Consider the following 21058-nt stretch of genomic DNA (forward strand, 5'->3'; position numbering starts at 1 on the left):
CGGGAACGATGAGTTCCCCCGCTAGTCCGTCCAATCGGGCGATCGCGCGGCGTACTGCCGAAGCTTTCGGCAGTAGGCCGCGCGTCCACCGGTACCATGACGATCAGGGGCGCGGCTTCGTCGACATAGCTGCGGCGCAGGATGTGCCTCATGCAGGGGTAACGTCTTATGCGACCCTCGGGCTGTCGGGCGCCCCCATGGAAATGCCTGACGGTGGAGAGTGTCCACTGAGAATCGAGCTCTTAGGGGCATGTAAAAGTAGCTTCGAGAGTTTCGCTAACGCCTTGGCCGCATCGGCCATAAGAATAATCTCAACGCGTAAGTTCTGCGCTCCGGGTGTTATATTTCCAGATATTCTGACAACACCTGGCGAGGCGGGCGACATGAAGAACTTCGTTTTCCTGTCGCCTTTCTTGTGGGATGATCCGTTTGAGGCGATGGAACTGGACGATAAAAAAGTGGCATGGCTCCTTGCCGTCCCGATCTCCGATGCTGAGCTTCAATACGCGTTGGATAGAGGCGTTCCGGAGTTGGAGAGTATATTGGAAGCGAATTCAATCGACATGTTTGACTTGAATCGTTCTTCCGTGTTGTAGGCTTGGCGTTCTTTTATCACGACAGGCCCCACCGAATAAACTTCCGGCGGGGCCTCGGGGACTGTTTGACGGCTACAGCGGTCGTGATCGTTTTCTGACGGCTACGTTTCGGGAGGGTCGTCGAGGGCGTCGCCCATGCGTTCGATGGCGCCGCGTCGGAGGCGGAGCCGGACGTGGGCGTAGGTGTCGGCGGTGATGGAGCTGTGGGCGTGGCCGAGCAACTCCTCGATCACGACCAGGTCCACGCCCTGGTCCAGCGGAAAAGAGGCGCACGAGTGTCTCAGGTCGTGAAACCGGATCGTGCGCAGGCCCGCACGCTGTAAGAGCGCTTTGAAGTCGCGGCTGACGTCGGCCGGGTTGATCATGCCGCCGCGCCGGGTGGTGAACACGAGCCCGGTCTCAGGCCAGAGCGCTCCGATGGCCTGACGCTCGCCTTCATGACGTCTGCGATGTTCGGTCAGGACGTCGACACAGGAGCCGGGTAGAGCGATACGCCGTTCGGAGTTGATGGTCTTGGTCGGGGCGAGCACGAGCCCGACCCCGTCGGGGATGTACTGGAGGGTCTGGCGGATGGTCAAGGTACCGCCGTCAGGTCCACATCCGTCCAGCGCAGGCCGAGAAGTTCGCCGCGGCGCATCCCGGTGCGCAGAGCCGGCGTGACCAGGCGTACGGCCGGGAACCCTCCGCAGCCTCCAGCAGGCGGCCGGCTTCGGCGGCGGTGAGAGGTTCGATGCGCTGACGGCGCCCGGCGCTGATCTGGACGTTCCAGGCGACACCGCGACATGCACCCCGACAATGAGGTGTCAAGCATCTCCCGGGACAGGACATACCGCGCTCCGCGGCCCGCCGCGCGTCGGGCGGTCGCCGGCCGCGCTGCGGTTCTCCGGCCGGTCGCGACCGGCGCCGCCCACGCGCACATTGCCGACCAGGCGCCGCAGCCAAGGAAGCACCCTGCCAACGCGGCAACAGGACCATGAAGGCGACGGGTCAGGCCACGCCGGACAAACTGACAATCCCGGGGCTCCGCCCCTGCACCCCGGCCTTCCTCGAAGATGAGGGGAGTGGCTGGTGTGGAAGGGCGGTCACCTCATCCAGATCAGGCCAGGCGAGCATACGGCTGAGGATTCAACCGGCCGATCGGCAGGCTATGGGCCTGAGATCGGCCGGTTCTCTCATGGTTCCTAAGGCGTGGTCGCCGGCGTCAGGGGCTCTCGTTGGCGACCGAGGGAGAAGGGGGGGATGACCACTCCTGGCGGCGGGCTTCGGCGAGGGTTATGGCGGCGGCGGTGGCGACGTTGAAGGAGCCGACGCGGCCGACCTGGGGGATGTAGAGGGTTTCGTCGGCGGCTTCCAGGACGGCGGGGGAGCAGCCGTGGTCCTCGCTGCCGAGGATCAGGCAGATGTCGCGGTTCAGCCGGGCCTCGTGCAGGGGGACGGCGTCGGCGGTCAGTTCGACGGCGAGGACGTGGTAGCCGTCCTCCTTGGCGGCGCGGACGGCGTCCAGGGCCGGGACCGCCTCGTGCCAGGTCACCAGACGGTCGGTGCCGAGCGCCGTCTTGCCGACCTTGGGGTTGGTGGGCGGGGTGGCGTTGCCCGCGAGCCAGATCTGGTCGGCGCCGAAGGCGGCGGCGGTGCGAAAGATCGAGCCGACGTTGAACGGGCCGGTCACCGATTCGAGGATGAGCGACAGACGGTTCTCGGTGTTGCGCCGCCAGGTGCGGTTGAGCCGCTTGACGTCGGTCGGCCGGAGCTGCCTGCGGGTTCCAGGGGTCATGTGTCGCTCATCGCTCTCGTCGGGACGGGTCGGTGGTCGTGTGGCGGTGGGCCGGACCGGGTGTGGCGTCGCGCGCGATCACCGGCCGGACGGGTGTCGGACGTCGCGGGCGGGCGGGGGTCGCGCTGGGGTGTCGGTGGTCGCCGGACGTCACGGGTGGTGTGGGGGGTGGCCGGTGGTGGGGCGGGCGGTGACGTGGAGGACACGGTATGCCGAGCGGGACGCCGCGCGGGTCGTGGGCCAGCCTTCCTCCGACAGCCAGCGTTGCAGGGAGTCCGAGCCGAGGTGCTTCTGCACGACCAGGTAGGCGGCGCCGTCGGGGGTGAGGCGGTCCAGCCAGCGGGTCAGCATGGCGTGCAGGGCGGGTTTGCCGATGCGGATGGCCGGGTTCGACCAGATGGCCGAGAACCGCACGTCGGGCGGCATCTCGTCCACGTGAACCGGCCTTACTTTGTCAAGGCCCGTGGTCTTGGCGTTACGCGCGCACAGCTCCAGCGAGCGGCGGTTGACGTCCACCGCCCACACCGTCGCCTCCGGCGCCCGCGACGCCATGGTCAGCGCGATCGGGCCGTACCCGCAGCCGAGGTCGAGCAGATCGCCGGCCTGCGGGGGCGGCGGTACGGTCTCCAGCAGGACGCGGGTGCCCGGGTCCAGGCGGCCGGGGGAGAAGACGCCGCTGTCGGTGGCCAGGCGCAGGTGCAGATCGGGCAGCACGACGTCGACCGTGCCCGGCCTGCCGGCCGACTCCGGCCGCTCGTCGAAGTAGTGCGCCCCCTTGGACATCACGTCAGAAGACGTTACCGCCCCCGGACCCCTGGTCGTGATCCGAGCGCCGCGTGCGCGTCCCGGCGTCGGGACGTCGCAGAGACACCGTGTCGGGGCGGGCTGACGGGGACGGCGGATTCGTACGGTGGTGGCTCAGGGGAGCCGGGTTCCGAGGGGCAGGGGGGCGGATTCGCGCGGCGGAGGGTCACGGGAGCCGGGTGCCGAGGAGCATGGCGGCGGCGGCCACCAGGAGGCCGGTGAGGGCTCCGGCGACCGTGAACCAGTGGCCGATCTCCTTGTTGACGATCTGGTAGCCGAGGGAGGTGCCGATCTGGCTGTAGACGTCGCGCAGCTCGTCGCCGGACTCGGCGCTGTAGGCGCGTCCGCTGGTGCCGTCGGCCAGCGCCTGCAGCGTGGCCTTGTTCACCGGCACCTGCACGTCGCGGCCGTCGATGCTCACCGAGCCCTCCGGCGTGCCGTAGGCGATGGTGGACACCGGAACGCGGGCCGAGACGGCGGCCTGGATGGCCTCGTTGACCGAGCGGCCCGAGGTGTTGTCGCCGTCCGACAGCAGGACGATCGCCGACGGCGGCGGGTCGGTGACGGCCCGCTGGTCGAAGGACCGCACCGAGTCCAGCGAGTTGAACACGGCCTCGCCGATGGCGGTGCCCGGCCGGGTGGTCAGGTTGCCGATCGCGGTGACGACGGCCTGGTGGTCGGTGGTGGGGGAGATGACCACGACCGCCGAGCGGGCGAAGGAGACCAGGCCCACGTTGAACCGCTCGGGCAGGTCCTTGACGAACTGCTGCGCCGCCTGCTGGGCCGCCACCAGGCGGGTGGGGGTGACGTCGGCGGCCTCCATGGACAGGGAGATGTCGACGGCGATGATGATCGTGGCGCGGTCCCGGGGGACGCGGGTCTCGTCGGCCGGGCGGGCCGCGCCGAGCACGAGCAGCGTCATCAGCACCAGGAACAGCGCGGCGGGCACGTGGCGGCGCCATCCGGGCCGCTCGGGCGCGACCAGGGCCAGCAGCGCCAGGTTGGTGAACCGTACGGCGTACCTGCGGCGGGCGAACTGGGCCAGGACGTAGGCCGCCGCCATGAGCGCCACCGCGGCGAACAGCCACAGCCATCCCGGAGACAGAAAGATCACGCGCCTGCCCTCCTGGTGGTGTGCCGCCCGGCCAGGTGCGCGGTGCGGCGGTATCGCATGACGAACTGGACGATGTCGTACACCCAGTCCCGGTCGGTGCGCAGGACCAGGTGCCCGGCCCCGCAGCGGCGCAGCGCCAGGCGGGTGGCCTCGCGGTGGGCGCGGGCGGCCTCGGCGTAGTCGCGGCGGATCCTGGCGGTGAGGTGGATGTCGCGGGTGCGTCCGGTCTCGGGGTCGGTCAGAGCGACGCGCCCGACGTCGGGGAGCTCCAGCTCGCGGGGGTCCAGGACCTCGACGGCCAGCACCTGGTGGCGCGCGGCCAGCCGCCGCACCGGGCGCTCCCACGCGCGCTCGGCGGCCGGGTCGCCGCCCGCGCCGAGCTCCAGGAAGTCCGACACGACGACCCGCAGGCCCCGTTTGCGGTGGGCGCGGCCGAGCCCCTCGATCGCCTCGGCCAGCGGCGTCAGGGGCCGGTCGGCGGAGGGCGCGCCGCGCGGCGCGTCCATGACCGTCTGCAGCAGGGCGTACATGGCGGCCCTGCCGGTGCGCGGCGGCAGGCGGTGCACCTCGCCGTCGTGCAGGACGTGCGCGCCGAACCGGTCGCCGACGCGGCTGCTCAGGAAGCCGAGCGCGCCGACGGCGGCCACCACCAGGTCGCGCTTCTCCATCGCGGCGGTGCCGAAGTCCATGCTCGGGGACATGTCGGCCAGCGTCCACGTCTCCAGCTCGCGGTCGGCCACCAGGTCGCGCACGTGGGGCACGGTGGTGCGGGCGGTGACCGCCCAGTCCATGCGCCGCACGTCGTCCTCGCCGGGGACGTAGATCCTGCTGTCGCCGAACTCGCTGCCCGCGCCCGGCAGCAGGCCCTGGTGCTGGCCGTGCAGCAGGCCGTCCAGGCGGCGCACGACGGTCAGCTCCAGGCGCCGCAGGGCGTGCTCGGGGTCGCGCCCGGTCTCCTCCTCGGTGCGGGAGTCCTGCGGGGACGTCACCGCTGGGCCTGGTTCCAGACGACCAGCGGCGGCGGCACGGCGGAGAGGATCCGGCGGACCACCTCGTCGGGCTCGACGCCGTCGGCCAGGGCGTCGAAGGTGAGCATGAGACGGTGCCCCATGACGTCCACCGCGACGTCGCGCACGTCGTCGGGCAGCAGGTAGTCGCGCCCGCGCAGCAGGGCCAGCGCGCGCCCGGCCGCGACCAGGCCCAGGGTGGCGCGGGGGCTGACGCCGATCTCGATGGCCTCGGCGAGCTCGCGCAGGCCGTACTCGCCGGGGGCGCGGGTGGCCATGACCAGCCGCACGACGTAGTCGGCGACGAGCTGGTGCACCGAGACCTGGTCGGCGAGCTTCTGCAGGGACGTCAGCCGCGCGGGGTCGAGCACCCGGCCGGGCAGCGGCGGCGAGACGCTCATGCGGTGGAGGATCTCCAGCTCCTCGGTGGCCGTCGGGTGCGGCACCCGCACCCGGAACAGGAACCGGTCGCGCTGCACCTCCGGCAGCGGGTACACGCCCTCGGACTCGACGGGGTTCTGGGTGGCCAGCACGATGAACGGCCGGGGGAGCGGGTGGGTGCGGCCGGCGAGGGTGACCTGGCGCTCGGCCATGACCTCCAGCAGCGCCGACTGCACCTTGGCCGGGGCCCGGTTGACCTCGTCGGCCAGCAGGAAGTTCACGAACACCGGCCCGAGCTCGATGTCGAAGCTCTCGCTCGACGGGTGGTACACGCGGGTGCCGACGATGTCGCTCGGCACCAGGTCGGGCGTGAACTGGATGCGGGCGAAGGTGCCGCCGACGACGGTGGCCAGCGTGGAGGCCGCCAGCGTCTTGGCCACGCCGGGCACGCCCTCCAGCAGGCAGTGACCGCGCGCCAGCAGCGCGACCAGCAGCCTCTCGATCATGTGGTCCTGGCCGACGATCACACGCCGGACCTCCGCGATGGACTGCTGGAGCAGGCGGAGGTCCGCGTCGGCGCCCTCGTCGGGACCGGATCCGTCACTGCGCTCTTCCGCAACGGTCATGCGGCCATTCCATCAAACGAGGCCCAAAGGTGCACGGCACCGTCACGGTGAGCCGGGTGTCGAGGTGTGCTTTCATGTCAACCGTGGCCACTCCGCTGCAGTACGGCGACCCGCCGCGCCTGGGGGCGTACGTCGTGCGGGCGCGGCTGCAGGCCCTTCCCACCGGCTTCGTGTACCTCGGGCAGGACTCCGACGGCCGGGTGGTGTCGATCGCGCTGCTCACCCGGGGCGCCGCGCTGGACGCCGCGGCCCGCGAGCGGTTCCTCACCTCCGTGCGCCAGGCGGCGCCGCCGCGCGGCGGCGTGCGCGGGTGGGTGGCCCGCGCCCGGGGCCGGGGCGCCGCGAGCGTGCCCAGGGTCGTGGCGATGGACGCCGGCAGCTCGCCGTGGGTGGCCGTGCCCTACGAGAAGGGCGGGCCGGGCGCGGGGTGGTTCCTGGAGTCGGTGCTGGTCACCGGCACGCTGATCGGCGAGACGCACGGCCCGGACTTCGTGCCGTACTGGCTCGGTGACCGCGCGCCCGCGCTGCCGCTGCCGCCGCCGCCCGCGCCGCCGCCCACCGAGACCCGCCGGGCGGTGCTGGTCGCGCTGTCGGCGCTGGCGCTGCTGCTGACGCTGACCGGGGCGATCGCCTGGCTGCTGCTCGGGCCGCGCGACGAGGCCGTGCCGCCGTCCCGCCCCATCCCGGGCACCTACTTCCTGCCGACGCCCCCGCCGGTGCCGTCGCCGAACGACACGCTGAAGCCGTCGCCGACGCCCTCCCCGGGGGAGGGCGGCACCGGCACCGAGCGGCCCCCGTCGCCCCCGGACCCGGCGGAGGACATCTGAGCGTCCCGGGGCGCGCGGACGGCGCGCGCGGCCAGGGCCACCAGCACGGCGAGCGCGGCGGGGATCGCCAGCGCCCGGGGCAGGCCGAGCCACTCGGCGGCGCCGCCGATCAGCACGGGGCCGGTGAGCAGGCCCAGGTAGCCGAGCCCGGCGACGCGGGCCAGGGCGCGCCCGGCTCGGGCGGGGTCGCGGTTGCCGGCGGCCGAGAACACCTGCGGCACGATGCACGACAGGCCCGCGCCGAAGCAGGCGAACCCGGCGATCGCCGCGGCCGGGTGTCGCAGCAGCAGGGCCGCCGCCAGGCCCGCGCCGGCCAGCAGGCCGCAGGCGCGGACCAGCGGCGCGGGGCCGAACCGGTGCGCGAGCCGGTCGCCGGCCAGCCGCCCGGCCGTCATCATGATCGAGAACGCGGCGTAGGCGAGGGCGGCGACCCCGGCGGAGGCGGCCAGGTCCTCGCGCATGTACACCGACCCCCAGTCGGCCGCGGCCCCCTCACCGATCCCGCAGCAGAAGACGAGCACGCCGAGGAACAGCACGCCGCGCACCCCGCCGCCCCGCCGCGCCGCGCGGCCGCCGCCTGAGATCGTCCCTGAGGCCGTGACCGGGGCCACCCCCGCGGCGGCTGCCGAGGCTGTCCCTGAGGTGGTGATCGCCGGGGCCGTGTCCAGGGCCGTCCCTGTGGGGGGTGCCGAGGCCGCTCCCGGGGGCGGCGGAGCCGGGCGGGCGCGTACGGCGGGCATGGCCGGAAGGATCGCCCAGGCCGCGGCGGCGGCCAGGACGGCCAGCAGGGCGGCCGTCGCGGCGAAGGTGACCCACGCCGCGGCGTGCGCGTGCGCGAACAGCGCGCCGATCCCGGCGCCCGCGAACCCGCCGACGCTGAACGCGGCGTGGAAGGACGACATCAGCGGCCGCCCGCCCGCCCGCTCCACCTCCACCGCGACGGCGTTCATCGCGATGTCGAGCATGCCGTGCACCAGGCCGAACACCGCGAGCGACGCCGCGAGCGAGGTCAGGCCGGGCATGAAGGCCGGGGGCAGCAGGACGGCGGCCTGGGCGAAGGCGAGCGGGACCATGACGCCGACGGCGCCGCGCCGGTCGGCCAGCCGCCCGATGACCTGCATGCCGGCCAGCGCGCCCGCGGCGATGGCGAGCAACGCGACGCTGAGCCGCCCGTCGGACAGCGCCAGGCTCTCCTTGATCGCGGGGATGCGGGCCGTCCACACGCCGATGGCCATCCCGGGGATGGCGAACGTGACGTACACCGCCCACCGGGCGCGCCGCAGCGCCGCCCCGGGCACCGAAGAGGGGGGTACGGCGGGGGAGGTGGCGGAACGGACGGTGTCCCGGGAGCCGGAGGGCTCGGCCGGGCCGGGCGGGGTGCTCATGGGACCACGCGGACGGTGACGCCGGCGGCGGTGAGGGCCTCGTGCTGCTCGCGGGGGATGCCGGCGTCGGTGACCAGCACGTCCACGCGGCCGATCGGGCAGACGGCGGCGAAGGCGGTCTGGCGGAACTTGGAGGAGTCCGCGGCGACGACGACGCGCCGGGCCGAGGCGATCGCGGCCTGCTTGACCGCGACCTCGTCCAGGTCGTGGGCGGTGATGCCGTGCTCGGCGGAGATCCCGCAGCAGCCGATGACCGCGGTGTCGAAGCGCAGCGCGCCGATCGTGCCCACCGCGAGCGGCCCGGTGACGTTCAGCTCGCCATGGCGCACCTCCCCGGCGGGCAGCACCATGCGCAGCCGGGGCGCGTCGGCGAGGGCCTGGATCGACTGCAGCGACAGGGGCAGGACGGTGAGCCGTCGCGCGTGGACGGCGCGGGCGACCTCCAGCGTGGTGGTCCCGGAGTCCAGCACGACCGCCTCGCCGTCGGCGAGCAGCCCGGCCACCTCGGCGGCGATGCGGGTCTTGGCGGCGGTCGCCTCGTGGGCGCGCACGCCGAAGGGGGGTTCCTCGCCGCGCAGCAGCAGGCTCTGGGCGCCGCCGCGCACCCGGCGGGCCACGCCCTGCTGGGCCAGCTCGTCCAGGTCCCGCCGGATGGTCATCTCCGAGACGCCGTGCTCGGCGGCGAGCGCGGCGACCGACACGCTGTCGGTGGTCATGAGCGTTTCCATGATGGCGTGCAAACGATCCATGCGTTCATACGAACATTTTTGGTGTTCGTTTGGCAAATCAGGGACACTAGGCGGTATGCGCGCAAGCCGGCTGCTGTCCCTCCTCCTGCTCCTGCAGACGCGCGGCCGGATGACGGCCGCCGAGCTGTCCCGGGAGCTGGAGGTGTCGGTGCGCACCGTCTACCGCGACGTCGAGGCGCTGTCCGGGGCGGGCGTCCCCGTGTACGCCGACCGGGGTCCCGCGGGCGGCTACCAGCTCCTGGACGGCTACCGCACCCGGCTCAACGGCCTGAGCGCCGAGGAGGCCTCCTCGCTGTTCCTGGCAGGGCTGCCCGGCCCCGCCGCCGAGCTGGGCCTGGCCGAGGTGGCCGCCGCGGCCGAGCTCAAGCTGCTCGCCGCGCTGCCCCCCGAGCCGCGCTCGCACGCCTCCCGCATGCGCGAGCGATTCCTGCTGGACGTGCCCGGCTGGTACCGCGACGCCGACGACGTCCCGCTGCTCGGGCTGGTCGCCGACGCGGTGTGGGAGGGCCGCGAGATCAGGATGCTCTACCGCCGCTGGGGGCAGGCCGAGGTGGCCCGGCAGGTGCGGCCGTACGGGCTGGTGCTGAAGGGCGGCTCCTGGTACCTGGTCGCCGCTCCGGCCGGGGCGGAGCCGCGCACCTACCGGGTCTCGCGGATCCTCTCCGCCGAGGCGCTGCCCGTGCGCTTCGCCCCGCCGGAGGGCTTCGACCTCGGGCGGTTCTGGCAGGAGTACTCCGCCGGCTTCCAGGAGCGCCTGTACCCCGCCGAGGCCGTCCTGCGGGTGGCCCCCGGAGCCGAGGAGATGCTCCGGATCACGGCGGGCACCCGGGCCACGGAGGCGGCGCTGGCCACGGCCGGGCCGCCGGGGGAGGACGGCTGGAGGGTGCTGCGGCTGCCCATCGAGTCGGTGCGCCACGCCCGGTGGCTGCTGCTGCGCATGGGCGCGAGCGTGGAGGTGCTCGGCCCCGCCGAGCTGCGCGGCCTCATCATCTCGGCGGTCGAGGAGCTGTCCGCCCTGTACGGCACGGGCGCGGCGGGCGAGGCCGGCGCCGCTCAGCCGGAGCGCGCCCCGCTGAGCTCGTAGCCGTGGAACGCCGGGGACGGCGCGGCGGGGGAGGAGATCACGACCACGGGGCAGCGCGCCCCCATGATGCAGGCGGCCACCACCGGCGTGGCGGCGGCGGGCATGCCGGGCGCCGGGCTGCGCGTGCCGAGCACCAGCATCTCGGCGTCCTCGCAGTGGCTCAGCAGCACCTGGGCGGGCGGGCCGTGCGTCACGATCGGCTCGGTGGCGGGCAGGACCTGCGCCACGATGCGGCGGGTGCGCTCCCTGGCGGCCTCGTACTCCTCGTCGTGGGAGCGCCAGGTGCCCATCGGCGCGTACGAGGCCCGGTGCTGGCCCGACCACTGCCAGGCGTGCACGGCCTCGATCATCGCGTTCCTCAGCCGGGCCTCCCCGAGCGCCCAGCGCAGCACGGCCGTCGCGGCGGGAGAATGGTTCACGCCCACGACGATGCGTGGCCGGGTGATCTTCTGGCTCACGGAAACCTCCTCCCCACCGAGCATCGCTCGCGCGAAGTGACGTGCCGCCAAAGTCCCGGGAAAAGCGTCACTAAATATCACAGACCGGTCAGGGGATCTCTGGCTCGACGATAACCCGTTGCCCCGGCCGTCCGCGCGCCTAGAGGATTCCCGCGTGTACCTCGCCGCGTTCATCGGGTCCTGCTTCCTCATCGCGATGATCCCCGGTGTCAGCACCGCGATCATCCTGCGCCAGACGCTGCGCGCCGGCCCCTCCCGCGGCGCCGCCGCGATGCTCGGCAACGAGACCGGCGTGCTGTTGTGGGCGCTCGCCGCCGTCTTCGGCCTGTCGGCCCTGCTCACCGCCTCCGAGGTCGCCTACGAGGCGATCAGGATCGGCGGGGCCGCCGTGCTGGTCTGGCTCGGCGCGCGGTCGCTGTGGCAGTCCCGCCGCGGCGGCCCCGGGCCCGGGCCCGCCGCGCCGGAGGCCGCGCCCGTCCCCGGCGCGTGGCGCTCCTACCTGCTCGGCCTCGGCACGGCGCTGGCCAACCCCAAGGCCGCGGTGTTCGCGCTGTCGTTCCTGCCGCAGTTCGTGCCCGCCGGCGCCGGCGTCCCCGCGACGCTGATGGCGCTCGCGCTGATCTGGGTCGCGGTGGACACCGTGTGGTACCTGGCGGTGATCTGGCTCCTGGCCCGCGTGCGCGCGGTCTTCGAGCGCCCGCGGGTGCGCCGCGCGCTGGAGCGGATCTCCGGGGTGGTCCTGATCGGCCTGGGCCTGCGCGTGGTCACCGACACCCGCTGACCCGGGCCCCCTAGGAAGAGATGTCCGGAAGGCTGCCCGCCGGGTAGCGGGCGCCCGCGACGGCGTCCCGGGGCGCGGCCTTCTCCAGCTCCGCCAGTTCCTCCACCGTGAGGGCGATGTCCAGGGCTGCGACGTTCTGCTCCAGGTAGGAGCGCCGCTTGGTGCCCGGGATGGGCACGATGTCCTCGCCCTGCGCCAGCACCCAGGCCAGCGAGAGCTGGGCCGCGGTGACGCCCTTGGCCCCGGCGATCTCCTCGACGCGGCCGGCCAGGCGCTGGTTGGCCTCGAAGTTCTCGCCCTGGAAGCGCGGGGCGGCAGTGCGGAAGTCGCCGTGGCCGAACCGCCCGGTGAGCGCCCCGGTCAGCATGCCGCGGCCCAGGGGGCTGTAGGCCACCAGACCGATGCCGAGCTCGCGGAACGTCCCCAGGATCGCGTCCTCGGGGTCGCGGGTGAACAGCGAGTACTCGTACTGGCCCGCGGTGATCGGGTGCACGGCGTGCGCGCGGCGCACGACCGAGGGGGCGGCCTCGGAGATGCCGAGGTGGCGCACCTTGCCCGCGGCCACCAGCTCGGCCATGGCCCCCCAGGTCTCCTCGATCGGGACCGCCGGGTCGACGCGGTGCTGGTAGTACAGGTCGATGTGGTCGACGCCGAGCCGCCGCAGCGAGGCGTCGCAGGCGTGCCGCACGTAGTCGGGCCGCCCGTTGATCCCGAGCCGCGCGCCGTCCTCGCCGCGCTCGACGCCGAACTTGGTGGCCAGCACCACCTCGTCCCTGCGCTCCGCGATCGCCGTGCCCACGAGCCGCTCGTTGGTGAACGGCCCGTACATGTCGGCGGTGTCCAGGAAGGTGACGCCCAGGTCGAGCGCGCGGTGCAGGGTCGCCACGGACTCCGCGTCGTCGCCGGCGCCGTAGAACTCGCTCATGCCCATGCAGCCGAGGCCGAGGGACGAGACGGTCAGGCCCTGGCCGAGGGTTCGCTGCTTCATGCGTGGTCCTCCTCGATCTTCTCGTCGGATGGGTTCCAGTCTTCGTGCTGGACCGCACTCCAGGTCAAATCGGCCCTCTATGATCTACGTTGTAAAGGCCGTCGACCGTACGCCCACCCTCTACCCGGAACCCGGGCTCCCAACGGCGAGGGAGGAAACGCTCGTCAGTGGACGAAGAAGCCGCCGTCCACGAACAGCATCTGGCCGGTGATGTAGGCGGCGGCGTCCCCGGCGAGCAGCACCGCGGCGCCCGCGAAGTCCGCGGGAAGGCCGTTGCGGCCGAGCATCGAGCGGGCGGCCATGGTCTCGACCCGGCCGGGGACGGCCTGGGCGGGCGCGGTGAGCGGGGTCAGCACGAACCCCGGGATTATCGTGTTCACCGAGACGCCGTGCCGTGACCACGCCTCCGCCTGCGAGCGGGTGAGCCCGGTGATGGCCGCCTTGCTGACGCCGTAGGCGCCGCTGTCGCCGAAGGCGCTGATGGACTGCTGGGAGCCGACGTTGATGATGCGGCCCCAGCCGCGCGCGGCCATGCGGGGCCCGAAGTGCTGGCCGAGCAGGTAGGGCGCGGTGATGTTCACCCGCATGGTGAGGTCGTAGTCCTCGGGGGTGAGCTCGGCCATGGGGCGGCGGATGTTGTTGGCGGCGACGTTGGCCAGGATGTCGATCTCGCCGAAGTGGCCGGCGGCGTTCTCGCAGACGTGCCGGACGGCCTCGGCGTCGGCGAGGTCGGCGGGGATGGACGCGGCGCGGACGCCGTGGCCGCGCAGGCGTTCCACGGCGTCCTCCAGCTCGGCGGGCCTGCGAGCCACGAGGACGACGGCGGCGCCGGCGCGGCCGATGGCCTCGGCCATGCCGTACCCGATGCCGGAGCTGCCGCCGGTGACCAGGGCGGTGCGTCCGGACAGGGAGAAGAGCCCGTCGAGATAGGCGGCGGGAGAGGCCGCCGGGTCGTCGGAGGCGCGCATGGTCGTGGAAGGTATCACCAGCCGCCGGGCAGGTCCGCGGCGGCCTGCCGCAGCTTGTCCATGACGTGTTCGAGCTCGCGCAGGGTCTCCAGGTCGAGGCGGTCGAGCAGGCGGCGGTAGTTGGCGAGCCCGGCGTCGGCGAGTTCCTCGGCCATGCGGGTGCCGGCGTCGGTGAGGCGGACGCGGCGGATGCGGCGGTCGTTGGGGTCCTCGTGGCGGGAGACCAGGCCCTGGGCGACGAGGCGGTCGACGATGCCGGTGACGGTGCCGAGGCCGGTGCCGAGGACGTGGGCGAGCTCCTGGCCGGAGGCCGAGCCGCGCGCGGCGAGGATCAGCGTGACCTTGAGCTGCTGCATGGTCAGGTTGAGGGCCAGCAGCGGCATCGACCGGTCGCCGGCGAAGACGCGCGCTATCGCGTGCTGGGCCTCGCCGATGCGGGCGATCAGCTCCTGTCTCTCGTCCACGTTGCCCTTCATCCTCGCCCGTACAGGTAACCCGAAGTTCAATACCCTGCTAAATATTCGTATATCGCGAAGTGTTAGGGTTTTCCAAACTTATCGTTCATGACTACTGGGGGTCCGCGTCCATGACCGCTCTGGCCAGGCTCAGCCTCGCCAATCGCAGTCTCGTGATCTTGATGGCATTGGTGATCAGCGGGTTCGGCCTGTTCGCCATCCCGTCGCTGAAGCAGCAACTGCTGCCCTCGCTCTCGTTCCCGGGGGCGTTCGTCGTGGCACCGTACGCGGGGGCGTCGCCCGACATCGTCGAAGAGCAGGTCACCAAGCCGATCGAGACGAGCTTCCAGGGCATCGCCGGGGTCACGGAGGTGACCTCGACCTCGCGGGAGAGCCTGGCGCAGATCCAGGTCTCCTTCGAGTACGGCACCGACGTCGAGGACGCGGTGAGCAAGCTGCAGCAGGCGGTGGCCCGGCTCGGCGCGCAGCTGCCCGACGGCGTGGATCCCACGGTGGTCGCGGGCAACACCGATGACATCCCGGTGATGGTCATGGCCGTCGCGGGCGCCGGCGACCAGCGCGACCTGCTCGGCCGGCTGGAGCGCGTGGCGGTCCCCGAGCTGCAGGGCGTGGCCGGCGTGCGCGAGGCGTCGGTGACGGGGGCGCGCGAGCAGACGGTGGTCATCACGCCGGACGCGAAGAAGATGGCCAAGAAGGGCGTGTCGCCCGCGGCGATCCCCGAGCTGCTGCGCGCCAACGGCACGCCGATCCCGGCGGGCACCCTGGTGGAGGACGGCAAGTCGCTGACGGTGCAGGTCGGGCGGCGCGTCGCCACGGTCGAGGACCTGCGCGACCTGTACCTGACGCCGCAGGCCCCGGCCGCCCCGGCGGGCGCCCAGGGCCGGCAGGCCCAGGGGCAGCAGGCACAGCAGGGCCAGGCGCAGGGGCGTCCCGGTCAGGGGGCCGCCGCCGGTAGGGCGGGGGCGGCGGTTCCGGCCGCGCGGCCCGCGGCGCCCAAGCCGGTGCGGCTCGGCGACGTGGCCACGATCGAGGAGCGCCCCGCCGACGCCACGACGGTCACCCGGACGAACGGGCAGCCGAGCCTCGGCCTGGCGATCACCATGGCGCCGGACGGCAACGCGGTCCGCGTCTCGCACGACGTCCGCGACAAGCTGCCCGCCCTGACCCGCTCACTGGGCGACGGCACGAAGATCACGGTGATCTTCGACCAGGCGCCCTACGTGGAGCGGTCGATCGAGGACCTGACGACCGAGGGCCTGCTCGGCCTGGCGTTCGCCGTGCTGGTCATCCTGGTGTTCCTGCTGTCGGTGCGCTCGACGCTCGTCACGGCGGTGTCGATCCCGCTGTCGGTGGTGATCGCGCTGCTCGCGCTGTGGGCCGGCGACTACTCGCTGAACCTGTTGACGCTGGGCGCGCTGACGATCGCGATCGGCCGCGTGGTGGACGACTCCATCGTGGTGCTGGAGAACATCAAGCGCCACCTCGGGTACGGCGAGGACAAGCGCACCGCGGTGCTGAGCGGCGTGCGCGAGGTCAGCGGCGCGGTGACGGCCTCCACCCTCACCACCGTGGCGGTGTTCCTGCCGATCGCGTTCGTGGGCGGCCTGGTCGGCGAGCTGTTCGCGCCGTTCGCGATCACGGTGACGGTGGCGCTGCTGGCGTCCCTGCTGGTGTCGCTGACGGTGATCCCCGTGCTGGCGTACTGGTTCCTCAAGGCGCCGAAGCTGTCGCCCGAGCAGGCGCGGGAGTTCCGCGAGCGCGCCGAGGCCAAGGAACTGCGCAGCCCGCTGCAGCGGATGTACCTGCCGGTGCTGAGGTTCGCGACGCGGCGGCGGCTGGTCACGCTGCTGATCGGCTTCCTGGTGTTCGCGGGCACGCTGGCGCTGGCGCCGGGGCTGAAGACCAACTTCATCGACTCCTCGGGCCAGGACACGATCTCGCTGACGCAGAAGATGCCGGCGGGCACGGACCTGGCCACCACCGACGCGGCGGCCAAGAAGGTCGAGGAGGTCCTGTCCACCGAGCACGGTGTCGCCTCCTACCAGGTCAACGTCGGCTCCGGCGGCTCGTTCGGCGGCGCGGTCGGCGGGTCGGCCGACCGGGCGTCGTACTCGGTCACCGTGGACGAGGGCGTGGACACCCCGGGGCTGGAGACCCGGCTGCGCGACCGGCTCGCGACGCTCGGCGGCGTCGGCGAGGTCACGGTCGGCGGGCAGGGCGGCGGCGGCTTCGCCTCCGACCGCGCCGAGGTCGTCCTGCAGGGCCCGGACCTGGACGCGCTGACGAAGGGCGCCGACGCGGTGGCGGCGGCCATGAAGGGCATCACGGGCCTGCGCGACGTGTCCTCCAACCTGGAGGCGAGCGTGCCGCGCGTCGAGGTGCGCGTCGACAGGGAGAAGGCGGCGGCCAAGGGCCTGACCGAGACCGGGGTCGGCCAGATGGTGGCGCAGACGTTCCGCGGCGCGCCGATCGGCGAGGTCACCGTGGACGGCCGGGCCGGCGACGTCATCCTGCGCTCGGCCGACGACGCCCCCGGGGACATCGCCGCGGTGCGCGACCTGGAGCTGCCGACCGCGGCGGGCCCGGTGAAGCTGTCCAGTGTGGCCGACGTGGAGCGGGTCGCGGGTCCGACGCAGATCACCCGCAAGGACGGCGACCGCACCGCCTCGGTGTCGGCGGCGGCCGATGCCAGCGATCTCGGCAGCGTCACCGCCAAGCTGACCGAGAAGATGAAGACGGTCTCGCTGCCCACCGGGGTGAGCTACAGCATCGGCGGCGTGAGCGCCGACCAGCAGGAGGCCTTCGGCCAGCTCGGCCTGGCCATGCTGGCCGCGATCGCCATCGTCTTCATGATCATGGTGGCGACGTTCCGCAGCTTCGTGCAGCCGCTGATCCTGCTGGTGTCCATCCCGTTCGCCGCGACGGGCGCGATCGGCCTGCTGCGGCTGACCGACACCCCGCTAGGCGTCCCGGCGCTGATCGGCATGCTCATGCTGATCGGCATCGTGGTCACCAACGCGATCGTGCTGATCGACCTGATCAACCAGTACCGCGAACAGGGCCTCGGCGTGACCGAGGCCGTCCTGGAGGGCGGCAGGCGCCGCCTGCGCCCGATCCTGATGACCGCGGTCGCCACGATCTGCGCCCTGACCCCGATGGCGATCGGCCTGACCGGCTCGGGAGGCTTCATCTCCCAGCCCCTGGCCATCGTGGTCATCGGCGGCCTGGTCTCCTCGACCCTGCTGACCCTGATCCTGGTCCCGACCCTGTACACCATGGTCGAACGCACCAAGGAACGCTTCCGCCGCCGCCGGTCTTCTTCCGGCGATCGAGTGAATCCGGGTGCCGGAGACGAGGGACGACGAAGAGAAGATCTCACCGTCCATTCGACGTGACGCCATCCGAGCCGAGTCGGCACGGTACGGCCACTCCATAGCGATGGCCAGCGGCCGAACGACGGATGGATCACCGATCTGGATGTCACGGACCGGAACTTCAATCGTGACATCCAGATCGCCGTCAACACCTTGAAAACGAGAAGGCTGGCAGCGACCTCGCGCCGTTCGTGAAGCTCATCGACAGCCACGGCACGGACCAGGTGCTCGACGACCTGGCGGAGCCGGTGAGCGAGGACCGCGCCGATCTGGTGCTGTCGACGGCGCACAAGTCGAAGGGCCTGAGGTGGCACCAGGTCAAGGTCGCGGGCGACTTCCCGGACCCCAAGGCCACCAAGAACGACAAGCCGGGCCCTATCCCGAGTTGATGATGAGTACTTACGCGGAATCCGGCGCCGTCTGCAGGTTACGCGGGGACCAGTTCGTCATCATTGACCGGACCGGCGACACGAACAGTCCGGAGAAACAGGCGAAGTCCGTGCTCAGAAAGATCCGGTCGCACGACTGGTCTGTTATGTCTCCGAATCTGTTCGTCACCGTTACGGGCTCCATCGCGCACCGACGGCGCGGTGAACAAGCGCCGACTCTGATGCTGCGGGCCATCATCGGGGTGGAGGGCTTGGCGGTCCGATGGTGAAGATCGCTTAGATGGGAACATAATTACAGTTATGTCCCCATCTGTGCTACTTCGTGAGACTCCCGCCCTTGGCAAGGCTGAATGAAATCACCAGGGCCCGCCAGGGCTTACGGCGGGCCCTGGTCGTGCAGACCTCAGCAACAACCGGTTTTCGCGGAGGGTGCCACCTCTCGGTCGTCGACGCTCTGCTCGGCCGGGGAGCCGCACACGCAGGGCGCGGCGGGGGCACTAGAGAACTGGGCGGACTTGCCGAGGGTGTCGGCGTCGGCCTTCACCACATACACCTCCCACGGCTCTCGGCCGGGGCCGTGGACCCACACCTTGTCCTGCAGGGCGTAGCAGCAGGAGGTGTCGTTCTCCTCGAAGGTGGCCAGGCCCGCCTCCTTCAGCCGCTCCGTCGCGGCGGTGACCTCGTCGCTGGAGGAGACCTCAACCCCCAGGTGGTCCAAGCGGGTCTCCTGTCCGGCCTCCCCCTCGATCAGGACGAGTTTCAGCGGCGGCTCGGCGATGGCGAAGTTGGCGTATCCCTCGCGGCGCTTGGCCGGTTCGACGCCGAAAAGTTCGGAGTAGAAGGCGATTGAGCCTTCCAGGTCGGAGACGCGCAGGGCGAGCTGGACGCGGGACATGGTTCCTCCTTGGACGGGTGGGCGAGTGGTGGTGTCCGCCACCGAAGGGACTGCTTAGATGAACGTCTAACCAGCGCCTCGCCGCCAGCTTGCGGCTTGCTTAGAAACCTGTCAAGTTAGATGCATGTCGAAACAACGGCCGCCGGTCATCCAGCCTCTGGCGAGCGACACCGGCAGCGCGGCCTGTTGTACGCCGCTGGCCTGCGAGCCTCTCGGTCAGGCCGAGGCCGAAGAGCTGGCCCCGCTGTTCAAGGCCATCGCCGACCCGGTGCGGCTGCGGCTGCTGTCCCTCATCGCCTGCCACGAGGGCGGCGAGGCGTGCGTGTGCGACCTGACCGACGCCTTCGAGGTGACCGCGCCGACCATCAGCCACCATTTGAAGGTCCTTCGCAACGCGGGCCTGATCGACTGCGAGCGGCGCGGCACCTGGGTCTACTACTGGATCAACCCCGGAACGCTGGAGCGGTTGTCGGCGATCCTGGGGCCGCGCGTGGTGGCGGCGGCATGACCGACACTTCCAGAACCGTCGTCGCCTCCGGAAACGTGGACGACACCGGGGCGGTGGTGGGGCGGTTGTCGATGCTGGACCGGCTGCTGCCGTTCTGGATCGCCGCCGCCATGGCCCTCGGACTGGCGGCCGGCCGCGCGATTCCCGGCCTGGGTGGCGCGCTGGAGGCCGTGCAGGTGGACGGCATCTCGCTGCCGATCGCGCTCGGCCTGCTGGTCATGATGTATCCGGTGCTGGCCAAGGTCCGCTACGACCGTGTCGACACGGTGACCGGCGACCGGCGCCTGCTCGTCTCCTCCCTGGTGCTCAACTGGATCCTCGGCCCGGCGGTCATGTTCGCCCTGGCGTGGATCCTCCTGCCGGACCTGCCCGCCTACCGGACCGGTTTGATCATTGTCGGCCTGGCCCGCTGCATCGCCATGGTCGTCATCTGGAACGACCTGGCCTGCGGCGACCGGGAGGCCGCCGCCGTCCTGGTCGCGCTCAACAGCGTCTTCCAGGTCATCGCCTTCGCCGCCCTGGGCTGGTTCTACCTCGGTGTCCTGCCCGGATGGCTCGGCCTGGCCACGACCGAGCTGGATGTCTCCACCGGGGACATCGCCCGCTCCGTGCTCATCTTCCTCGGCGTCCCACTTGTCGCCGGCCACCTCACCCGCCGCCTGGGCGAGAAGATCAAAGGCCGGGCCTGGTACGAGACCCGCTTCCTGCCGAAGATCGGCCCCGCGGCGCTGTGGGGGCTGCTGTTCACCATCGTGATCCTGTTCGCCCTGCAAGGAGAGGCCATCACCGCCAGACCGTGGGACGTGGCCCGGATCGCGCTGCCGCTGCTGGCCTACTTCGTCATCATGTGGTGCGGCTCGTTCGCGCTGGGACGGCTCGCCGGGCTCGGGTACGCACGCACCGCGACGCTGGCGTTCACCGCCGCGGGCAACAACTTCGAGCTGGCCATCGCGGTGGCCATCGCCACCTTCGGCCTCACCTCCGGCCAGGCCCTCGCCGGAGTGGTCGGCCCGCTGATCGAGGTTCCCGCCCTCGTCGCGCTGGTCTACCTCTCCCTGGCCCTGCGCCGTCGCATCCGATCTCAGCCGGCCTGACCGCCCTCGCGAGGAGCCGTCTCGTGTCCGATATCCCGGAAGTGCTGTTCGTCTGCGTCCACAACGCCGGCCGCTCCCAGATGGCCGCCGCCTTCCTCACCCACCTCGCGCCGGGCCGCGTCCGGGTCCGCTCCGCAGGGTCGGCGCCCGCCGACGCGGTGAACCCCGCCGTGGTGGAGGCGATGGAAGAGATCGGCGTCGACATCTCCGCCGAGATCCCCAAGGTGCTCACCACCGGCGCGGTACGTGCCTCCGATGTCGTCATCACCATGGGCTGCGGCGACACCTGCCCCTTCTTTCCCGGTAAGCGTTACCTCGATTGGCAGCTCGACGACCCCGCGGGCCAGGGAGTGGAGGCGGTCCGCCCGATCCGCGACGAGATCGAGCGGCGGGTGCGCGGCCTGATCACCGAACTCCTCCCAGGGGCGGGCGCCGGTGCCCGCTGACAGCCTGAGGGTCGCCGCCATGACGCCTGAGCACGCCGGCGAGGTGCTGGAGATCTCCCGGCTCGGCATCGACGAGGAGCCGGCCTGGCGGTGCTCCACGCGTTGATCGCCGCCACCGAAGCAGCCGGAATCTGGACCGTCCAGTCGGGGGTCTTCCCGGAGAACACCGCCGGCCTCGCTCCGCACGCCCGCGCCGGCTTCCGCGTGATCGGCACCCGGGAACGCGTCGGCCGTCACCACGGCGTCTGGCGTGACGTACTGCTCATCGAGCGGCGCAGCCCGATCATCACCTGAACGGCGACGCTCCCATCACGCCGAGCATGTTCACCGAACG

The 21058-nt window shown here is 72.0% G+C and carries 22 protein-coding genes; 9 read left to right on the top strand and 13 right to left on the bottom strand.

Translation table 11 applies throughout. The annotated features are described in order from the left end of the window. Window positions 1-8: 8 nt before the first annotated feature. Window positions 9-596 (top strand): suppressor of fused domain protein, encoded by a 588-nt coding sequence (locus BJ982_RS25655; protein ID WP_239122651.1) that lies wholly within the window; start codon window positions 9-11, stop codon window positions 594-596. Between the two features lie 101 nt (window positions 597-697). Here the strand turns inward: BJ982_RS25655 and BJ982_RS25660 are convergent, their stop codons facing one another. From BJ982_RS25660 to BJ982_RS25695, 8 genes are all read right to left on the bottom strand, one after another. Beyond that, a complete protein-coding gene (locus BJ982_RS25660) occupies window positions 698-1174 on the bottom strand; it encodes a site-specific integrase (protein ID WP_184884137.1) in 477 nt (158 codons plus the stop codon). A 623-nt stretch (window positions 1175-1797) separates the two neighbouring features. Next, on the bottom strand, window positions 1798-2370 hold the full coding sequence (locus BJ982_RS25665) for a TrmH family RNA methyltransferase (RefSeq protein ID WP_184884139.1): 573 nt from the start codon (window positions 2368-2370) through the stop codon (window positions 1798-1800). Between the two features lie 150 nt (window positions 2371-2520). Further along, window positions 2521-3153, bottom strand: a complete 633-nt coding sequence (locus tag BJ982_RS25670) for a class I SAM-dependent methyltransferase (RefSeq protein ID WP_184884141.1) — start codon at window positions 3151-3153, stop codon at window positions 2521-2523. A gap of 187 nt (window positions 3154-3340) precedes the next feature. After that, window positions 3341-4288, bottom strand: coding sequence for a VWA domain-containing protein (locus BJ982_RS25675; protein WP_184884143.1), 948 nt, complete (start codon window positions 4286-4288; stop codon window positions 3341-3343). Next, a complete protein-coding gene (locus BJ982_RS25680; protein ID WP_184884145.1) occupies window positions 4285-5277 on the bottom strand; it encodes a DUF58 domain-containing protein in 993 nt (330 codons plus the stop codon). Before BJ982_RS25680 ends, BJ982_RS25675 begins: the two co-directional genes overlap by 4 nt. Then, entirely contained in the window at window positions 5274-6302 is a 1029-nt protein-coding gene (locus BJ982_RS25685) for an AAA family ATPase (protein ID WP_184884147.1), read from the bottom strand. The genes BJ982_RS25680 and BJ982_RS25685 overlap by 4 nt, the downstream gene beginning before the upstream one ends. A gap of 691 nt (window positions 6303-6993) precedes the next feature. Then, complete coding sequence (locus BJ982_RS25690; RefSeq protein WP_184884149.1) at window positions 6994-8514, bottom strand: MFS transporter; 1521 nt, start codon at window positions 8512-8514, stop codon at window positions 6994-6996. Further along, the gene (locus tag BJ982_RS25695; RefSeq protein ID WP_184884151.1) at window positions 8511-9263 is read right to left on the bottom strand and encodes a DeoR/GlpR family DNA-binding transcription regulator; all 753 of its coding nucleotides are present in this window, start codon (window positions 9261-9263) and stop codon (window positions 8511-8513) included. Before BJ982_RS25695 ends, BJ982_RS25690 begins: the two co-directional genes overlap by 4 nt. A gap of 55 nt (window positions 9264-9318) precedes the next feature. Here BJ982_RS25695 and BJ982_RS25700 point away from each other — a divergent pair, with 55 nt between their 5' ends. Next, on the top strand, window positions 9319-10347 hold the full coding sequence (locus BJ982_RS25700; protein WP_184884153.1) for a helix-turn-helix transcriptional regulator: 1029 nt from the start codon (window positions 9319-9321) through the stop codon (window positions 10345-10347). Here the strand turns inward: BJ982_RS25700 and BJ982_RS25705 are convergent. Continuing rightward, window positions 10317-10805, bottom strand: coding sequence for a universal stress protein (locus tag BJ982_RS25705; RefSeq protein ID WP_184884155.1), 489 nt, complete (start codon window positions 10803-10805; stop codon window positions 10317-10319). The genes BJ982_RS25700 and BJ982_RS25705 overlap by 31 nt on opposite strands. Before the next feature lie 154 nt (window positions 10806-10959). Between BJ982_RS25705 and BJ982_RS25710 the strand changes: the two genes are divergently transcribed. Further along, window positions 10960-11586 (top strand): LysE family translocator, encoded by a 627-nt coding sequence (locus BJ982_RS25710; RefSeq protein ID WP_239122609.1) that lies wholly within the window; start codon window positions 10960-10962, stop codon window positions 11584-11586. Window positions 11587-11596: 10 nt separating this feature from the next. On the opposite strand, the gene BJ982_RS25715 is transcribed toward BJ982_RS25710, so the two are convergent. The 3 genes from BJ982_RS25715 to BJ982_RS40575 form a co-directional block, all read right to left on the bottom strand. Beyond that, window positions 11597-12574 (bottom strand): aldo/keto reductase, encoded by a 978-nt coding sequence (locus BJ982_RS25715; RefSeq protein ID WP_184884157.1) that lies wholly within the window; start codon window positions 12572-12574, stop codon window positions 11597-11599. A 164-nt stretch (window positions 12575-12738) separates the two neighbouring features. Next, window positions 12739-13542, bottom strand: a complete 804-nt coding sequence (locus tag BJ982_RS25720) for an SDR family NAD(P)-dependent oxidoreductase (RefSeq protein WP_184884159.1) — start codon at window positions 13540-13542, stop codon at window positions 12739-12741. A 14-nt stretch (window positions 13543-13556) separates the two neighbouring features. Beyond that, a complete protein-coding gene (locus tag BJ982_RS40575; protein WP_275411653.1) occupies window positions 13557-14006 on the bottom strand; it encodes a MarR family winged helix-turn-helix transcriptional regulator in 450 nt (149 codons plus the stop codon). A gap of 122 nt (window positions 14007-14128) precedes the next feature. Between BJ982_RS40575 and BJ982_RS25730 the strand changes: the two genes are divergently transcribed. Together BJ982_RS25730 and BJ982_RS25735 are read left to right on the top strand one after the other, a co-directional pair. Continuing rightward, entirely contained in the window at window positions 14129-17413 is a 3285-nt protein-coding gene (locus BJ982_RS25730; RefSeq protein WP_184884164.1) for an efflux RND transporter permease subunit, read from the top strand. A gap of 170 nt (window positions 17414-17583) precedes the next feature. After that, window positions 17584-17781, top strand: coding sequence for a hypothetical protein (locus BJ982_RS25735; RefSeq protein ID WP_184884166.1), 198 nt, complete (start codon window positions 17584-17586; stop codon window positions 17779-17781). A 403-nt stretch (window positions 17782-18184) separates the two neighbouring features. Here the strand turns inward: BJ982_RS25735 and BJ982_RS25740 are convergent, their stop codons facing one another. Next, a complete protein-coding gene (locus tag BJ982_RS25740; RefSeq protein ID WP_184884168.1) occupies window positions 18185-18676 on the bottom strand; it encodes an ArsI/CadI family heavy metal resistance metalloenzyme in 492 nt (163 codons plus the stop codon). Window positions 18677-18800: 124 nt separating this feature from the next. Here BJ982_RS25740 and BJ982_RS25745 point away from each other — a divergent pair, with 124 nt between their 5' ends. From BJ982_RS25745 to BJ982_RS25760, 4 genes are all read left to right on the top strand, one after another. Beyond that, window positions 18801-19184, top strand: a complete 384-nt coding sequence (locus tag BJ982_RS25745; protein ID WP_184884170.1) for an ArsR/SmtB family transcription factor — start codon at window positions 18801-18803, stop codon at window positions 19182-19184. Further along, window positions 19181-20278 carry an ACR3 family arsenite efflux transporter gene (arsB, locus tag BJ982_RS25750; RefSeq protein WP_221482373.1) on the top strand — a complete coding sequence of 366 codons (1098 nt, stop codon included), beginning with the start codon at window positions 19181-19183 and terminating at the stop codon, window positions 20276-20278. The genes BJ982_RS25745 and arsB overlap by 4 nt, the downstream gene beginning before the upstream one ends. A 23-nt stretch (window positions 20279-20301) precedes the next feature. After that, window positions 20302-20724 carry an arsenate reductase ArsC gene (locus BJ982_RS25755; protein ID WP_275411654.1) on the top strand — a complete coding sequence of 141 codons (423 nt, stop codon included), beginning with the start codon at window positions 20302-20304 and terminating at the stop codon, window positions 20722-20724. Window positions 20725-20814: 90 nt separating this feature from the next. Further along, window positions 20815-21018, top strand: coding sequence for a GNAT family N-acetyltransferase (locus BJ982_RS25760; RefSeq protein WP_203958786.1), 204 nt, complete (start codon window positions 20815-20817; stop codon window positions 21016-21018). The last annotated feature ends 40 nt before the right edge of the window (window positions 21019-21058 follow it).

Source organism: Sphaerisporangium siamense, assembly GCF_014205275.1.
Lineage (GTDB): Bacteria > Actinomycetota > Actinomycetes > Streptosporangiales > Streptosporangiaceae > Sphaerisporangium > Sphaerisporangium siamense.

Coding starts and splice junctions, on each gene's coding strand:
- BJ982_RS25655 (WP_239122651.1), top strand. CDS start 9: ATGAGTTCCCCCGCTAGTCCGTCCAATCGGGCGATCGCGCGGCGTACT.
- BJ982_RS25665 (WP_184884139.1), bottom strand. CDS start 2,370: ATGACCCCTGGAACCCGCAGGCAGCTCCGGCCGACCGACGTCAAGCGG.
- BJ982_RS25670 (WP_184884141.1), bottom strand. CDS start 3,153: ATGTCCAAGGGGGCGCACTACTTCGACGAGCGGCCGGAGTCGGCCGGC.
- BJ982_RS25685 (WP_184884147.1), bottom strand. CDS start 6,302: ATGACCGTTGCGGAAGAGCGCAGTGACGGATCCGGTCCCGACGAGGGC.
- BJ982_RS25690 (WP_184884149.1), bottom strand. CDS start 8,514: ATGAGCACCCCGCCCGGCCCGGCCGAGCCCTCCGGCTCCCGGGACACC.
- BJ982_RS25695 (WP_184884151.1), bottom strand. CDS start 9,263: ATGGATCGTTTGCACGCCATCATGGAAACGCTCATGACCACCGACAGC.
- BJ982_RS25700 (WP_184884153.1), top strand. CDS start 9,319: ATGCGCGCAAGCCGGCTGCTGTCCCTCCTCCTGCTCCTGCAGACGCGC.
- BJ982_RS25715 (WP_184884157.1), bottom strand. CDS start 12,574: ATGAAGCAGCGAACCCTCGGCCAGGGCCTGACCGTCTCGTCCCTCGGC.
- BJ982_RS25720 (WP_184884159.1), bottom strand. CDS start 13,542: ATGCGCGCCTCCGACGACCCGGCGGCCTCTCCCGCCGCCTATCTCGAC.
- BJ982_RS25730 (WP_184884164.1), top strand. CDS start 14,129: ATGACCGCTCTGGCCAGGCTCAGCCTCGCCAATCGCAGTCTCGTGATC.
- BJ982_RS25740 (WP_184884168.1), bottom strand. CDS start 18,676: ATGTCCCGCGTCCAGCTCGCCCTGCGCGTCTCCGACCTGGAAGGCTCA.
- BJ982_RS25745 (WP_184884170.1), top strand. CDS start 18,801: ATGTCGAAACAACGGCCGCCGGTCATCCAGCCTCTGGCGAGCGACACC.
- arsB (WP_221482373.1), top strand. CDS start 19,181: ATGACCGACACTTCCAGAACCGTCGTCGCCTCCGGAAACGTGGACGAC.